This window comes from Paraburkholderia sp. J10-1 (assembly GCF_905220165.1).
Classification (GTDB): Bacteria; Pseudomonadota; Gammaproteobacteria; order Burkholderiales; family Burkholderiaceae; genus Paraburkholderia.
In genome coordinates, this window is the sequence record NZ_CAJMYW010000001.1 from 1,215,608 (window position 1) to 1,231,966 (window position 16,359).

13 protein-coding genes are annotated in these 16,359 nt (G+C 62.4%); 10 read left to right on the plus strand and 3 right to left on the minus strand.

The annotated features are described in order from the left end of the window. Nucleotides 1-50 precede the first annotated feature (50 nt). The 4 genes from U5A65_RS05335 (at nt 51) to U5A65_RS05350 (ending at nt 6,830) form a co-directional block, all read left to right on the plus strand. The gene (locus U5A65_RS05335) at nt 51-1,286 is read left to right on the plus strand and encodes an MFS transporter (protein WP_321911262.1); all 1,236 of its coding nucleotides are present in this window, start codon (nt 51-53) and stop codon (nt 1,284-1,286) included. 366 nt (nt 1,287-1,652) lie between these two features. Then, the gene (locus U5A65_RS05340; RefSeq protein ID WP_321936034.1) at nt 1,653-2,897 is read left to right on the plus strand and encodes an ABC transporter substrate-binding protein; all 1,245 of its coding nucleotides are present in this window, start codon (nt 1,653-1,655) and stop codon (nt 2,895-2,897) included. After that, on the plus strand, nt 2,894-5,854 hold the full coding sequence (locus tag U5A65_RS05345) for an EAL domain-containing protein (RefSeq protein ID WP_321936019.1): 2,961 nt from the start codon (nt 2,894-2,896) through the stop codon (nt 5,852-5,854). Before U5A65_RS05340 ends, U5A65_RS05345 begins: the two co-directional genes overlap by 4 nt. A gap of 196 nt (nt 5,855-6,050) precedes the next feature. Beyond that, the gene (locus U5A65_RS05350) at nt 6,051-6,830 is read left to right on the plus strand and encodes a hypothetical protein (protein ID WP_321945671.1); all 780 of its coding nucleotides are present in this window, start codon (nt 6,051-6,053) and stop codon (nt 6,828-6,830) included. Between the two features lie 21 nt (nt 6,831-6,851). Here the strand turns inward: U5A65_RS05350 and U5A65_RS05355 are convergent, their stop codons facing one another. Both U5A65_RS05355 and U5A65_RS05360 read right to left on the minus strand, forming a co-directional pair. Continuing rightward, on the minus strand, nt 6,852-7,643 hold the full coding sequence (locus U5A65_RS05355) for a 3-hydroxybutyrate dehydrogenase (protein ID WP_321945672.1): 792 nt from the start codon (nt 7,641-7,643) through the stop codon (nt 6,852-6,854). Between the two features lie 24 nt (nt 7,644-7,667). Beyond that, the gene (locus U5A65_RS05360) at nt 7,668-9,068 is read right to left on the minus strand and encodes a GntP family permease (protein ID WP_321911255.1); all 1,401 of its coding nucleotides are present in this window, start codon (nt 9,066-9,068) and stop codon (nt 7,668-7,670) included. Nucleotides 9,069-9,443: 375 nt separating this feature from the next. Between U5A65_RS05360 and U5A65_RS05365 the strand changes: the two genes are divergently transcribed. The 3 genes from U5A65_RS05365 to U5A65_RS05375 all read left to right on the plus strand — a co-directional run bounded on the left by U5A65_RS05365 (nt 9,444) and on the right by U5A65_RS05375 (nt 12,614). Beyond that, nucleotides 9,444-10,931 (plus strand): sigma-54 interaction domain-containing protein, encoded by a 1,488-nt coding sequence (locus U5A65_RS05365; RefSeq protein ID WP_321945673.1) that lies wholly within the window; start codon nt 9,444-9,446, stop codon nt 10,929-10,931. 243 nt (nt 10,932-11,174) lie between these two features. Further along, on the plus strand, nt 11,175-11,624 hold the full coding sequence (locus tag U5A65_RS05370; protein ID WP_321911253.1) for a hypothetical protein: 450 nt from the start codon (nt 11,175-11,177) through the stop codon (nt 11,622-11,624). A 297-nt stretch (nt 11,625-11,921) separates the two neighbouring features. Next, the gene (locus tag U5A65_RS05375) at nt 11,922-12,614 is read left to right on the plus strand and encodes an MgtC/SapB family protein (protein WP_321911251.1); all 693 of its coding nucleotides are present in this window, start codon (nt 11,922-11,924) and stop codon (nt 12,612-12,614) included. 61 nt (nt 12,615-12,675) lie between these two features. On the opposite strand, the gene U5A65_RS05380 is transcribed toward U5A65_RS05375, so the two are convergent. Continuing rightward, entirely contained in the window at nt 12,676-13,185 is a 510-nt protein-coding gene (locus U5A65_RS05380) for a cache domain-containing protein (RefSeq protein WP_321945674.1), read from the minus strand. A 290-nt stretch (nt 13,186-13,475) separates the two neighbouring features. Here U5A65_RS05380 and U5A65_RS05385 point away from each other — a divergent pair, with 290 nt between their 5' ends. From U5A65_RS05385 to U5A65_RS05395, 3 genes are read left to right on the plus strand one after another with little or no spacing between them, the layout of a single operon-like run. Beyond that, nucleotides 13,476-14,408 carry a ribokinase gene (locus U5A65_RS05385; RefSeq protein WP_321945675.1) on the plus strand — a complete coding sequence of 311 codons (933 nt, stop codon included), beginning with the start codon at nt 13,476-13,478 and terminating at the stop codon, nt 14,406-14,408. An 8-nt stretch (nt 14,409-14,416) separates the two neighbouring features. Next, a complete protein-coding gene (gene rbsD, locus U5A65_RS05390; RefSeq protein WP_321911245.1) occupies nt 14,417-14,815 on the plus strand; it encodes a D-ribose pyranase in 399 nt (132 codons plus the stop codon). 19 nt (nt 14,816-14,834) lie between these two features. Further along, nucleotides 14,835-16,334, plus strand: coding sequence for a sugar ABC transporter ATP-binding protein (locus U5A65_RS05395; RefSeq protein WP_321945676.1), 1,500 nt, complete (start codon nt 14,835-14,837; stop codon nt 16,332-16,334). Nucleotides 16,335-16,359 lie beyond the last annotated feature (25 nt).

The following is a 16,359-nucleotide window of genomic DNA, read 5'->3' on the forward strand; positions in this document are numbered from 1 at the left end:
GCCGAACAATGGCTTTTATTATTTGCCGCACTCAAAACAGTCATCGAAACATGAACGACCGTTCTCCCAATCTTGCGCCCGCGCCGCTTCAAGAGACGACACTGCGCCAGTGGTTGTCCGTCTTTGCCGTGGCAATCAGCGCATTCGCGTTCGTGACGTCCGAATTCCTGCCGGTTGGTTTGCTCACCGAAATCGCCCGCGAGCTTGGCGTGACGCCGGGCACCGCTGGCCTCATGGTGACCACGCCGGGCGTGATGGCCGCGATTTTCGCGCCGGGCCTCATGATGTTTGCGGGGCGCATGGATCGGCGCCACGTATTTTTGTTGCTCACGGCCATGCTGCTCGCGTCCGATATCGTCTGCGCACTTTCGACGAATTTCGCGCTCATGCTCGTGGGCCGCGCGATGCTCGGCGCGGCGCTCGGCGGCTTCTGGACGCTCGCAACGGCCGCAGCGGGGCGCCTCGTGCACACGAGCGACGCCGCGCGCGCAACGGCCATCATCCTCACCGGCGTGACCTGCGCAACGGTGATCGGCGTGCCGCTCGGCACCTTTATCGCCGGGCTTGCCTCGTGGCGCATGTCGTTTTTCGTGACAGGCGGTCTTGTCGCGCTCGCGCTGATCGCTCAGGCATTGCTGGTGCCGTCGCTGCCTTCGGCTGCCGCATTGCGTCTTGCCGATTTCGTCATGCTGTTGCGCCGCCCGCATGTGCGCCTGAGCATGCTCATGGTCGCGCTCGTGTTCGGCGCGCATTTTTCGACGTACACGTTCATTGCGCCGCTGCTTCAGCAAGACTTTACGATGAGCGCGATCACGCTGCTGCTGCTCGCATTCGGCGTGATCGGCTTTTTCTCGAACGCGTTGACTTCGGCTTTCGTCGCCACGCGTTTGAAGTTCGCCGTGGCGACGATGACGGCGCTGCTGTTGTGTGCGCTCTCGGCGATGATCCTGCTCGACCACGTACGCGTTGGCGAAATCGCGGCGATGCTGATGTGGGGTGTGGCGTTCGGCGCGATTCCGCTGTGCTTTTCCGTGTGGATTCAGCGCGGCACAGCCGATCAGGCCGAAGCGGGGTCGGCCATGTTCGTGAGCGTGATCCAGGTGGCGATCGCGCTTGGCTCGTCGGTGGGCGGCGCGATCGTGGACCGTGCCGGCATACGCGCCGATCTGGTGCTCGGCTGCGCGCTCGCGGTGTTCGGCCTCGTGACGTTGCAGCGGCTTGCGGCAATGGAGCGGCCCGCGCGTGTCGCAGCGCTCGACCGCGAATGCAGTCCGTCCCTCGACTGAAACGAGTCGAGTGAGCGAAGGCGGCGAGCCATTGCGCTCGCCGCGTCATGAGGTGCAGTGACGCGCCACGCGCGCACGCCCGTTCTATGTCTGCGCAAAAAATACCCAATGCTATTGAACTACGTTAGCGCAGTGCGTTGCGCCAACGTTTGCTAACGGACATGAACGTTCGTCCGTAACAGCTCGCCGGTCAGCGCGTGCCGCGCTCGAGTACAGGTTTCCTCAAGTGATGCCCGGTTTTGGCCGATATGCAATCTGGTTCCCCTGCGTCAAGGGTTTGTGTGCCTGGTTTGCGACTCCCGAACTGAAAGCGAGCGTTACGTGCACGGATTCAAGTTTGCCTGGCTGCTGTCCGGTTTGATCGGCATGCTCCTGCTCCTGGGTTGCGATCAGCAGAACAGCGCCCAGAGCAGCAAGGCCGCGCCGGCACGGACCACCATCACCGCATTGATCTGGGCGCCGGACTGGCCGCAGGAAATGCTCCAGATCGCCGCCGAGTTCGACAAACTCAATCCGGACGTGCACGTGAACGTGCAGTTCATGGTCGGCAATTCGGTCGAGGAGAACATCAAGCCACGCGTGGCGGCCGGCACGCTGCCGGACCTCGTCAGCATTAATCCGAACGCCTATGCGGCCGAGCTGGCCGACCAGGGCGTGCTCGCCGATGTCCGCGAGAGCGCCGCATGGAAGCACATGCTCGATCCGCTCAAGTCCGACTGGACCAGCCGCGACGGCAAGGGATTCGGCATTTCGGGCGGTGTGGCGACGACGATGATCTATTACAACCGCGCCATGTTCGCCAAGGCCGGTATCGATACGCTGCCCGCGAATTTCGATGAGTTCCTGGCGGTATGCGCCAAGCTCAAGCAGGCGGGAATGATTCCGGTGATGTGGAGCGGCGGCTTTCCGAACATGCTCGGCAACGGGCCATTTGCATCTGGCTTCGCCAACAATGTGGTCGCGCACGAGCCGCATTGGAAAGAGAAGATGGCGGACGGCACGCTGAACCTCGACACGCCGCAGGTGGCCGATATCTTCGCGAGGATCGCCCTGATTCCCGAGCGCGGTTACGCGCAGCCGTCGTTCATGACGACGGGCTACGACGAGGGCATTCGCCTGTTCAAGGAAGGCAAGGTGGCGATGGCGTTTCAGGGCAGCTGGGCCGCCGGCCTCATGCTCAATGGAAACGATTTCTCCGTGGGCGTGTTCGTGCCGCCATGGAACGCGCGCGGTGAACGCGTTGTGCCGGTGTTCGGCAGCGAAACGGGTTTTGCCGTTTGCGAAACGCCCAACAAGGCTGCGGCCATGCGTTTTCTGGAATTCATCGCCGGCAAGGGATTCCCGATTCTACAGAGGAAACGCCACAACGTTTCGCCGTTTCAGCAAGGCATGGGCACCGTGGTCAGCGACGTGGAGATCGTCGAGTACACGAATGCGGTCAGCCGCTATCCGGTCACGGCGAGCCCCTATTATTCGTCGCTTCCTTCCAACACGATTGAGCTGGTGCATAAATTGATGCAGGATGTGCTGCTCAGGAAAATCACGCCCAGGCAGGCTGCGCAGCGCCTGGACCTCTCGGTCAAGACTGAAGCGAAGATGCACTACAAATGAATTCGATCTCCGCGTCGCTGCGACGCGCTTTCGATTACCTCTGCCAGGATTTGCTTCGACGCGTCGAGATTCGCTATCGGCTGATTGCCGCTTTCATTCTGTTGGCGCTGTTGCCCATTATCATTTCGGGCTGCATTTCCTATGTGAAGTCGGTTGCGGCGATCAAGGAAAACGCGGAGATCTTTTCGAAAGAGGTGGTGCGGCAGGTTTCCAGAAATGTCGAGCTGCGCATGCAGCAGATCGAATCGGAAAGCAATCTTCTCGTGCTTTCGGATCGCGTTCAGGGCGCACTGGCGAGAGCGGCAAGCGGCGGCGCCAGAGAGCAGAGCGAGGCGCGCGAGGACATGACGCGTTTGCTGCTGGAGCACTACGGGTCGGTCGATTTCATCAATCAAAAGTATTTGCTCGACCAGAAAGACCAGATTCTGGATACCCAGGCTTTTGCGCAGTTGACTACCGGAGTGACGGCGCTCGTCGGCCTCGCGCAAGAGTCGCAGGAACGCACCTACTGGGGCAGCTACGACGATGGGGTGGGGCAGCAAAACCTGGGGATGGTGCGCGCCATCTACAACAAGAGCGACAACACGAAGATCGGCAGTCTGGTTCTGGTCGTTCGCCCCGAATACTTTTCGACGATCTTCAACGACGTTGCGGCAGGCAGCGGGACTGAGATCTACGTATTCGACGCGAGCGACAACAAAATCATCGTAGTCCCGAATCATGCGGCGTCGCCCAATCCGGGCGCCACGCCCGAGCCCGGCCTGATCGCGGATATCGTCCGCCATCGCCTATCGGGCGAAACGAGCCGGTTCGTCAATTTCGCCGCGCAACACGGCGGTCATTATCTTGCCGCTTACGCCCGAATTCCCGGCACGAGCTGGTTCGTGGTCAGCACGATTGCCGAACAGAGTCTCACTGCGGAGGCGCAGGCCGTACGCAACCAGATCGTGGTGGTCGGTATTTCCGGGTTTCTGCTTTCCATTTTTCTTGCCTGGTTTATTTCAATCAGTATTTCGGCGCCGTTGCAGGACCTGGTGCGCCGGATGCACGACACGGGCGAGGATGCCGGCGCCGTCGAGGACGAAGGCGCGCAGGAGGCGGCTTCGGCCGGAGGGCCGGACGAACTGGCCCGGCTGGCGCAGCGCTTTGAGCGCATGCGTGCGGCAATCAGGCAGAAGATTCAGAAGATCAACGAAATCAATGCGACGCTCGAGCAGACGGTCGTCGACCGAACGGCGGAACTCGTCGCCCGCGAACGGGAGGCGCGCACGCTGATCGATAACTCGCCCGATACGATCACGCGATATGACCGCGAGCTGCGCCGCACGTTTGCCAATCCGGCCTTTTGCACCTCGGCGGGATGCGATCTCGCCAGCGTGCTCGGCAAGCGGCCTTCGGAGCTTCCCGGCGGCGCGAATGCGCTGGTCTACGAACGGAAGATTGCCGATGTCATCGCGACGGGAAAAAGCGCGCAGTTCGAACTGAGGTGGGCGGGAAAGGACGGGCAGGAGCAATGTACCCACATTCGCATTACGCCTGAGATCGACCGTTCCGGGCATGTCAGTTCCGTGCTCGCGGTGGGGCGCGACCTCTCCGACCGGATGGCGTTCGAGGCCACCATCTGGAAACAGGCCAATTTCGATGCACTGACGGGGCTTCCGAACCGGCAGCTCTTTCACGACCGTCTGACCGAGGAGGCGGCGCTCGCGAGCCGTTCGGGAAGGCGCGTGGCCTTGATGCTGATCGACCTCGATCGCTTCAAGGAAGTGAACGACTCGCTGGGCCACGACCGCGGCGACGTGCTGCTGATCGAAGCCGGGCGCCGCATTAGCGCATGCGTGCGCAATCTGGACACCGTCGCGCGACTGGGCGGCGACGAGTTCACGGTGATCCTGCCCGATCTGGAAGACATGGAGGCGGTCGAACAGACCGTGCGCAGCATCAATCGCAAACTGACCGAGCCATTCAAGCTCGGCGCGGACGAGGTCTACATTTCGGCGAGCATTGGCGTGACCGTCTTCCCCGACGACACCGTCGAACTCGATGCACTGTTCAAGAATGCCGACCAGGCCATGTATGCGGCCAAGAACGCTGGACGCAATCGCTTCAGCTACTTCACGCCCGACATGCAACTGGAGGCGCAAACGCGCCTGCGCCTGACCAGCGACCTGCGTGCCGCGCTTCCTCGCAATCAGCTTCGGCTGCTCTATCAGCCGGTTGTTGATCTTGCAACGGGACAAGTGCGCAAAGCGGAGGCGCTGATACGCTGGCTGCATCCCGAGCGGGGCATGATCAGCCCGCTGGAATTCATTCCGCTCGCGGAAGATACCGGCCTCATCATTCCGATCGGCGACTGGGTGTTCAGGCAAGCCGTGCAACAGGCGCGGCTCTGGCGCGAGCACTATGATCCGTCGTTCCAGATCAGCGTGAACATGTCGCCGGTGCAGGTCCGCCAGGACAGCATGGTTGGCGCGCGGTGGCATGACTACCTCAATCGCGAGGGCGTGCCGGGACAAAGCGTGGTGGTGGAAATTACCGAGGGTCTGTTGCTGCAGGCTGAATCGAATATCGACGAGCGGCTGCTGGATTTCCGTCTTGCGGGCATCGGCCTTTCGATCGACGACTTCGGCACCGGCTATTCCTCGCTTGCCTATCTCAAGCGCTTCGATATCGATTACCTGAAAATCGATCGCTCGTTTGTCCAGAACCTGAGCGTGGACGAAAACAACCAGGTGCTATGCGAGGCGATGGTGGTGCTTGCACACAAACTCGGCATTCAGGTCATCGCCGAAGGCGTGGAAACGGTCGAGCAACGGGATTTTCTCAAGACCATGGGCTGCGATTTCGCGCAGGGCTATTTGTATTCCAGGCCTGTCGCGCCAGAGCAGTTCGAACAGCTGGTCTGGCCGGTGGTCGCGGAAGGGGCGCCTGGCGAGCAGGCGCGAAGCGATAGCTAACGAAGGTATGCGGTAGCTTCGGTTCTGGCATGTCGAGATAAAAAGTAAGCGACCCGAAATAACCAGCCGGCATATAAATCGACGCGTTCAGGTGTTCTGTACGAAGACGTACGGAACACGAATGTTTTTTCGCTCAGTCTACGGTCTGCATTGACGTGTGCCTGTATACACCGAGCAGGCTGCGCGAGGGACCCCAATGAACGCGCTGAACGATGAACGGCAGCTTGATGAATTTGCGCAGGTAGACGTGCAGGGTGCGCAAGCGCTCGCCCAGTTGATGGACGACGACGGCGTGGGTGTGCTCTACGACATCGTGCCACCCGCAATTCTCGCAAAGCTTCGCAATGGCGTAACCGAATTGGTCGAGCAGAACGGCGCCCGATACTTCGGCTTTAACGGAGCGCAATGGATAAGCGGCACCTGTCTTGCCCCGCTTTTCGAAGATGCGGGGCTGCACGCGTTATTGCGCCAGCTGTATGTGCGCAAGATGGGGACGCCGCCGCCCAGCGACGCGATTTTCCCGGTCATGCGGGTGCTTTCGGGAGAGCAAGGAATCCGTCACTCGAACAATTTCCACTACGACTCGTATGCCGTGTCGATCTTGCTGCCGGTTCTGATTCCGAATGACCCCGGCGAGCGGGCAGGCCACCTCGTGATGTTCCCGAATCTACGCAATGCGCGGCGCTCTGTGATCGCCAATATCGTTGAGAAGGCAATCGTGGAAAAGCTGCTTGAGAAAATCTGGCGCTTGCCGCGGGTTCAGAAATGGCTTTCGGCGAAAGTCGTGACGTTGCAGCCGGGTAATCTTTACTTCATCTGGGGTTTGCGCTCGTTGCACGCGAATCAGGCCTGCGCGCCCTCCAGCATTCGGTGCACAGTGCTGTTTCACTTCGGCGACCCGCACGAAGGCAGTGTATTCAAAGGGCTCAGCCACCGGCTGCACGCCATGAAGCTGCGGCGCATGGCGCGCGATTGACCTCGCGCGCCGCCGCCACTTTTACTGCGCGAGCCAGCCGCCGTCCACCTTGAGTTCGGCGCCGCGCATCTCGTTCGCCGCCGCCGAGCACAGAAACGCCGCTACGCCGCCAATCTGCTCGACCGTCGCAAAGCTTCCAGACGGTTGCTTTTCGCCGAGCAGTTTCAGCGTGGCGTCTTCGAGGGAAATTGCCTCGCGGTGGGCCAGATCGTCGATCTGCTTCTGCACGAGCGGGGTGAGCACCCAGCCCGGACAGATGGCATTGACGGTCACGCCGCTGCGCGCCGTCTCCAGTGCGGCGACCTTGGTGAGCCCGATCACGCCGTGCTTGGCCGCGACGTAGGCCGACTTGCCGACTGAGCCCACCAGCCCGTGTACCGAAGCGATATTGATCACGCGTCCCCAACCCGCCGCGCGCATGATGGGAAGCGCCGCACGCGTTGCGTGAAACGTCGCGCTCAGATTGATCGCGATGATCTGATCCCAGCGCTCGACCGGGAAGTTCTCGATCGATTCGACGTACTGAATGCCCGCGTTGTTGACAAGAATATCGAGGCCGCCGAACGTGCTCGCCGCAAAAGCCACGAGGGCTTCGATTTCGGCAGGGCGGCTCATGTCCGCGTGGTGATGTGCTGCGCGCACGCCGGTTGCTTCGATCTGCGCGAGTGCGGGCGCGGGGTCGCCGAAACCGTTCAGGACGATATTGGCGCCAGCGCGGGCCAGCGCCGTCGCAATGCCGAGACCGATGCCGCTGGTCGATCCGGTGACGACGGCCGTTTTTCCGGCGAGGGAGAGCGTGTCGGGGAGGTGCATGAGGAAGCCTCGAATGAGTGCCGGTTAGACGATGCCGGTCAGATAGAACACGGCAATGACGAAGAACACCGCGAGCGTCTTGATGATGGTCACCGCGAAAATGTCGCGATACGACTCGCGGTGCGTGAGGCCCGTGACCGCGAGCAGCGTGATGACCGCGCCGTTGTGCGGCAGCGTATCCATGCCGCCGCTCGCCATGGCCACCACGCGGTGGAGCACTTCCATCGGAATATGCATGGCCTGAGCGGTCTTGATGAAGGTGTCCGACATGGCGGCGAGCGCAATGCTCATGCCGCCCGAGGCGGAGCCTGTGATACCCGCGAGCGCGGAAACCGACACGGCCGCATTCACGAGCGGATTCGGAATCGCTTTGAGCGCATTGCCGATCACGATAAAACCGGGCAACGCCGAGATCACGCCGCCGAAGCCGTACTCCGACGCCGTGTTCAGCGTGGCAAGCAGCGCGCCGCCCACAGCGGTTTTCGTGCCGCTCGCGAAGCGTTCCTTCACGCGGCCAAACGCCGTGACGATAACGAGCAGAATGCCGAGCAGCAGTGCGCCCTGAACGGCCCAGATGGCCACGACGCTTTTAACGGGCACCGTAACGGGTGCGTGAATGCCGGGCAGCACGTCCGGCGCGACGGTGAAGCTGTCGCCGTACCACTGCGGAATCCACTTCGTCAGCAGGAAGTTGGCGACGCCAACGAGCACGAGCGGCGCAATGGCCAGCGCCGGATGCGGCAGATTGCCCGTTTCGACGCGTTCCGGTTCGTTCACGAGCGACGTGCCATAGCCTTCGCCCTTCGCCATGGCGCTGCGGCGGCGCCATTCGAGGTAGGTGAGACCGACCACGATGATAAAGACCGAGCCGATCACGCCGAGCCACGGTGCGGCCCACGCGGTCGTCTTGAAGAACGTGGTGGGGATGATGTTCTGGATCTGCGGCGTACCGGGCAGTGAATCCATCGTGAACGTGAAAGCGCCGAGCGCGATGGCGCCGGGCATCAGGCGCTTGGGAATGTTGCTCTGGCGATAGAGTTCGGCCGCGAACGGATACACGGCGAACACCACGACGAAGAGCGAGACGCCGCCATACGTGAGCAGCGCGCAGACCGCGACGATCACCGCATTGGCGCGCGAACGGCCAATGTAGCGGATCGCGGCGGCCACGATGGCTTCGGAGAAGCCGGATAGTTCGATGACCTTACCAAAGACCGCGCCGAGCAGGAACACAGGGAAGTAGAGCTTGACGAAGCCGACCAGCTTTTCCATGAAGATGCCCGAGAAAACCGGTGCGACGGCGGCGGGATCGATCAGCAGGACGGCGCCTAGCGCGGCGATGGGCGCAAAGAGAATGACGCTGTAGCCGCGGTAGGCGACCAGCATCAGGAACGCCAAAGCGGCGATCACAATCACAAAGGACATCTTGTCTCCAGTTCGTTTATTCGTGCAGGTCTGTTTGTTGTTTGCGCGCACCGTAGCCGGCGCGACCGCGCTATAGAGCACGATATGTGCCAGCGGCCGGGGAGCCTTGCGCGCAGCGGCGCGTCAGGGGGCAGCACACGTACGGGATGTGCGGGGAGAAGGTTGCAACGGCTACGTGTCTCGAAACTGAGACGGCTTTGGCGGCGAAGCGCGCCGCCGCCCGCACTCCCTCGCGTAGAGCGCCGGATTGTCGGAGCGCACGCGAGAATCTCAGTTCTGCGATAATGCGTCCCGAAAATGAGAATCCACGGGCCGCAAGGGACCATCAGCGGCCACCAGCGGCCACAAGCGGCCAGGACCGAAGAAAAGAACCGAATGGAAATCGAAACGACCGCGCTGCTGGCCGACTACGACCACGTGCGCAAACTGGCGATGCAATCGCTCTTTCAATCGCTCGACAAGTTCAGCGAAGGCACCGTGATCGTCGATCGCAACGCGCGCGTGGTGTGGATCAACCGGCACTACGCGGCGCGCTTCGGCTTTGACGATCCCGCGGCGGTGATCGGTCTCGATTGCGAAAGCGTCATTCCGAACAGCATGATGCGCGACGTCGTGAAGGGGGGCGAGCCCATTCTGCTCGACATTCTCGAAACCGATAAAGATCCGATCGTCGTTACGCGTTTGCCGATCAAGGACGACAACGGCGAAACGATCGGCGCAGTCGGCTTCGTGCTGTTCAACGAACTCAAGGGACTGTCGCCGCTTTTCAGCCAGTACGCGCGGCTGCGCGCCGAACTGATCAGCACGCGCCAGTCGCTTGCGCAGGTGCGTCGCGCGAAGTACAGCTTTTCAAGCCTGATCGGCACCAGCGCCGCAAGCCTCGAAGTGAAGCGTCAGGCACGCCGGGCCGCGCGTCTCGCCTCACCGGTGCTCCTGCTCGGCGAAACGGGCACGGGCAAGGAACTGCTTGCGCACGCCATACACGGCGCGTCCGGACGCGCGGACGGGCCGCTTGTGACGGTGAACGTCGCGGCGATTCCCGACACGCTGCTGGAACTGGAGTTCTTCGGCGCGGAGGCGGGCGCGTACACGGGGGCGGAGCGCAAGGGGCGTATCGGCAAGTTCGAACTGGCCCAGGGCGGCACGCTCTTTCTCGACGAGATCGGCGACATGCCGCTCGCGCTGCAGGGGAAATTGCTGCGGGTTTTGCAGGAGCAGGAGTTCGAACCGCTCGGGTCGAATCGCATCGTGCGCACCGACGTGCGCATCATTGCGGCGACGTCGGCCGATTTGCCCGCGCTCGTGGCGCAGGGCCGCTTTCGCGCGGACCTTTATTACCGGCTCAACGTGCTGATGATTCGCGTGCCGCCGCTGCGCGAGCGCCTGGCGGACATCGAGGCAATGGCCTACTCGATTCTCGACAAGCTGGCGGTGGAAAGCGGCGCGGGTCATCTCGAACTCGACAACGATGCGCTGGCGGTGCTGTGCGCGTATGGCTGGCCGGGCAACGTGCGTGAATTGCGCAATACGCTCGAGCGCGCGGTGCTGTTATCGGATAGCGAGCGTATCGATGCGCGCTCGCTCGCGCGCTTCATCGGCGACGGGCGCGGGCAGCGCGACGGGAACGAGGCGCGCGACAGGAACGAGGCGCGCGACGCGGCGGCGGATTTGCGCGATCGGCCCGACCACACCAGTGCGCAGCCGTGCCAGCAGTACGACGACGCGATGCGCGATTTCGAGCGCCGCTTTCTGACCGATGCGTTGCGTGCGGCAGGCGGTCAAGTGGCGAAAGCCGCCGCACAGACCGGGATGGCGCGCGCCACGCTGTATCGGCGTATTGGTGCGCTCGGTATCGAAGTTTGATGCTGTTCGTCGAAACTTACGTGGCAATCAAGCTGCGCAACGCGTGCTGCGCAGGGCCTTCCGGTTCGCGTGCCAGATAATCAAGTGTCCTGAATAACCTTCTTTGGCCCGTTATCATCAGGGTTTACCCCGATCAATTTATGCAATGCGCACGCCGTAATACTTGATTCTTACATCGAGGCGGACCCGTTGGAGATGAGAACGCTAACGTTTGCGCACAAACTACGGGTAGGCGGCGCTTCTGTGTCCACTTCTTGGGGCAATTGCGCTCGCATCACGCTCGCCGCTTTAATCGGCGTCCTCGCGGGATGCGGAAATGCCATTTCCGACTCAGACGTCCAGTTCGTCACGGCCGCGATGCCAACGCAGTTCGAGGCGTTCCGCATGTACGGCGCAGTCCCCGTTCGCGACGGCTCAAACGGTTTGTCCTCTCATGGTCCAGCCAGGCTCCAGCAGGGCTGCGAAGCGGTCATTCATTCGCCACGGGGCGCTTATCGCGAGTCGGTGGTCCTGGATGGCGGATCGGCAGAGTACTTCGAACTCGATGTTTCTCGCACGCCCGACGGATGGGTCGTGACAACCGACGGCCTTGCCGAACCGAGCAGCAATTCGGTGGGGCTTCGCACCCAGTTCACGAACTGCCTGACTGCCATTAAAGACAAGCTTCGGGCACAGCCAGACAAGGTACAGTGAGTCACGGCATCTAGTTTCTTCCTGACGTGAGCACGCAGGACAATTAACGGCGAACAGAGAGTCCGCAACGAATCGCCGCACTTGCCGACATGGCACCAGCTCGCGCGCGTGAGCATCCCCTCGGACATCGAGCGCAGCCTTGCGTTCATCAGGTGTTACGCTACCCGTGGAATTGATGGGACATGTGGACGGTGCGCCTTGAGGCATCTACACGGCCTGCACGCAATGACACCGCTGTCTCTCATGGAGCATACGGCCCTTCGAGGTGAATGCTCAGGTCAGATGGAGCGCAATGGCATGCACGTTGAAATCACCCTTGATCTGCTTGCGGCCTTGGCCCTCGGTGCGCTGATTGGCCTGGAGCGGCAGTGGCGGCAACGTTTCACAGGCATTGCCACCCACGCACTTGTGGCGCTGGGCGCAGCGACGTTCACGACGCTACCTTTTCTCCTTGGCGTCGAGGATCAAGTGGTGCGGATGGCCGCGCCGGTCGTGACCGGTATTGGTTTCCTGGGAGGGGGCGTCATCATACGCGACGGTCTGAGCGTGCGCGGACTAAGCACGGCAGCGACAGTCTGGGGCACGGGTGCAGTGGGCGTGATCGCCGGCAGTGGATTTCTCGCCACTGCTCTCATTGCCACTTTGCTGATCATTCTCTGCAACCTGGCGCTGCCACCGCTCGCACGCCTGATCTACCGTCATGCTCCTGTTGAACCCAGCAGCGAGCGCTACTACATCATCGAAGCGGTCACACAGTCGCAACAGGAAGCCCTGATCCGGGCCACGTTGCTGCAGCGTCTGGATGCCAACGGACTCTCGCTGCAGAGCCTGGAAAGCCACGCACTCAAGACCGGCGGGCAGGTCGAGGTCAACGCCGTCGTGTTCGCGTCCCGGCAACAGGATAGCCAGCTGGAGGTGCTGGTCGGCGAACTGGCGCTTGCGCCCTATGTCTCGGCGGTTAGCTGGTCGGTAAGCGACGGGCCGCAATGATAAAAGTCGCGCATTGGAGGCGCGCTCCCGGGTCATCGGTCGGTCACAGGCGCGCCAGAACCTACTCCGAATAGAAACCCGAACCTACCAGACCGGGCACTCCGTCAATCTTGACTGCCTTCACATAGGTCCACTTATGCGATGGCTGAGTCTGCCCCGGCCGTAGAAACATGTAGTCGACCCAGCCCGACCCTGTCGTTTCAGCCGTCCGGATCATGGCGTCATGAAACAGCTTGCCGTTAGCGTCTTTCTGGCCGTGGACGTTCGTCCCCTCACGGGATGGGAAGGCGGGGTTCAGCAAGACATTCGCGTTCAGATCATAGACAAATAGATAGGTATCCTCATGGAACCACTCACTGCCTTTCACTCTAAACCCGGAAAACGCGGCTTTGCCTTTTTGGTCTATCAACGCGGCGGCTTTGTCGACCAACGCTTCAGTTTGTTTCGCTGCTTCGGACGGCGGAGGAACTGACTGAGCATATGCAGGTAACGTGGAGCAGAGCAATCCTGCCAGTAGCAGGATGCCGACGAAGAGGGCATTGCCAGTCATCGCACGATCTCTAACCATCATTTTCTCCTCGCGCTGAAGTGCTGGGTCTGTGCCGCCTCGGCGCGTGTCTGTGGGCGAGAAGCACCCACCTGCATGCAAAAGACTAGTCCAGGCAGCGGTCACCCGCCGAGAATCCTTCTCCCTATGGCATTGGACCCTTAATAATCAGGGACATAGTCTTCCGCGCATCCGGTTATACCCTGGGTCTATTTCACCCGCGGGAGGACTCTGGTATAACTGCGCTCCCAAGCTGATTACGTTTTAGCACGGCAAAAAACCGCGGGTGCGGGAAGCCGTCGAAAGGGAGTGCAATGGCGCGCGTAGTGGTGGTGGGCAGCATCAACATGGACATGGTCGTCACGACCGACACGTTTCCCCGGCTCGGCGAAACGCTGTTCGGCACGCATTTTTCGACGCATCCGGGCGGCAAGGGCGCGAATCAGGCGGTTGCGGCGGCGCGCCTGGGCGCCGAGGTCACGATGATCGGCTGTGTGGGCGCAGACGCCTTCGGCGGCGAAATGAAAGCGACGCTCGCGCGCGAAGGCGTCGATATCGCCCACGTGAGCACGGGTCGCGAAGCGACCGGCATTGCATCGATCACGCTTTCGGGCGGCGACAACGCGATCATCGTCGTGCCCGGCGCGAACCACGAGCTTTCGCCCGAAGACATCGACCGCGCAAGCGCGGCGATTGCACAGGCCGACGTCGTGCTCGCGCAACTCGAAGTGCCGTACGCAACGGTGCTGCACGCCGCGCGGTGCGCCCGCGAACACGGCAAGGCCTTCTTTCTCAATCCCGCACCCGCAGTCGAACTGAGCAGCGAACTGCTCGAGTTGACCTCGCTGCTCACGCCAAACGAGCATGAACTCGCGACCGCGCTGCAAACGCCGGAAGGCGCGTGGGCCGAGGTCATCGCGCGCTCGCCCGTGCGCATTGCCATGACGCACGGTAAAGATGGCGCGTATTACGCCAACCCCGACGCCAACCCCGACGCCAACCCCGACGCCAACCCCGACGCCAATGGCGCGCTCGTGCATCAGCCGGGCTTCGCGGTCGATGCTGTCGATACGACTGGCGCGGGCGACACCTTCAACGGCGCGCTGGCGGCGTTCTGGCATCTCGGCATGGGTGAGGCCGTGCGGCGCGCAAACGCTGCGGGCGCGCTTTCCGTGACGCGCGCCGGTGCGCAAGGCGGCATGCCCACGCTCGCTGAGCTCGAAGCCTTCCTGAACACGCAAGCCTGAGATACGCAGTGAAAAAACACGGACATCTGAATCGTGACATCGCACGCGTGCTGGCCCGCATGGGCCACACGGACAGCCTCGTGATCGCCGACTGCGGGCTGCCGGTACCCGACGGCGTGGAATGCATCGACGTCTCGCTCGCGGCTGGCGTGCCCGACTTCTTCGCCGTGCTCGACAGCGTGCTCGCCGACTTCAAGGCCGAGCGCGCCGTGTTCGCGAGCGAGGCGCACACGCACAACGCAGCCGTGGTGGCGCGCTGCCGCGACATGGCGGCCGCGCACATCGCCGTGGAAAACGTGCCGCACGAAGAGTTCAAGCGCCGCTGCCGCGAGGCGAAAGCGGTGATCCGCACCGGCGAGTGCAGCCCCTATGCGAATGTGATCCTGCATTCGGGCGTGATCTTCTGAGAGGTCCAGGATGCAAGTGATGATGCAGGGGATCGGCAAGGCGTTCGGTCCGGTTCGGGTGCTCGAAGGCGTCGATTTCCGCATCGAGGCAGGCGAGATCCACGCACTGATGGGCGAGAACGGCGCAGGCAAATCGACGCTCATGAAGATTCTGAGCGGCGTGCATCAGGCCGACGCGGGCGAGATCCTCGTCGATGGGCGCGCGCTGCAAATCCGCAGCACGGTCGAGGCCGAACGCGCGGGCATTGCCATCATTCACCAGGAATTGAACCTCATCCCGCAACTGACGGTGATGGAGAATCTGTTCCTGGGCCGCGAGCCGAGCCGCTTCGGCATGGTCGATACCGCGACCATGCGCAAAGAGGCGCGCAAGTGGCTCGACAAGGTCGGCGCGCAGCGTATCGACCCGCAGACGGAGGCGGGGCGCCTCTCGATCGGCCAGCAGCAGCTCGTGGAAATTGCCAAGGCGCTTTCGCTGAACGCACAAGTGCTCGTGATGGACGAGCCCACCGCCGCGCTCACGAACCGCGAGATCGAAACGCTGTTCGAGATCATGCAGTCGCTGAAGGCGAGCGGCGTGGCGATCGTCTACGTCTCGCACCGCATGGAGGAGATCTTCCGCGTGTGCGACAAGATCAGCGTGTTGCGCGACGGGCATTTCGTCGGCGAGCGCGCGATTCGTGAGACGGATTTCGACGAGATCGTGCGGCTCATGGTGGGCCGCGAGATTGGCGAGCGTTTCCCGAAACGCAGCCATGCGCCGGGCGAGGTGCGCTTGCGCGTGGCCGGTCTTGCCGACGCAGGGCATATCGAAGGCATTACGTTCGAGGTGCGCGCGGGCGAGGTGCTCGGTATCGCCGGTCTCATGGGCGCGGGCCGCAGCGAGATTCTGCGCACGCTGTTCGGCGCGAACCGCAAAACCGCCGGCACGGTGACGCTGGACGGCAAGGCGCTCGACGTGCGCGACGCGTCCAGCGCGATCGCGGCGGGTATCGGCTTCGTCACGGAAGACCGCAAGCGTCAGGGGCTCGTGCTCGGCATGTCGGTGCGGGAAAACGCGACGCTCGTGCATCTGGACCAGTACGCCACGCTAGGCTTCGTGAACGAGCGCGCGGAACGCAGCGCTGTCGACGGCCTCATCAAGCAGTTGCGCGTGCGCACGCGCGACGCGGAACTCGACGTCAAGGCGCTTTCGGGCGGCAACCAGCAGAAGGTCGTGTTCGCGAAGTGGCTCGCGCAGCCGCCGAAAGTGCTGCTGCTCGACGAGCCCACGCGCGGCGTGGACGTGGGCGGCAAGGCCGAGATCTACACGATCATCAATCAGCTTGCGCAGCAGGGCGTTGCCATTGTCATGGTGTCGTCCGAACTGCCCGAAGTGCTGGCCATGAGCGACCGCATTCTCGTCATGCACCAGGGGCGCCAGAACGGCATCTTCGAGGCGGCCACGGCTAACCAGGAACTGATCATGACGGCCGCGGCCGGCGGCCAGGTGGGCGCGGCGCACGCCGTCGCCGTTTGAGCGCTGGCGCTTACCCATTCATTGC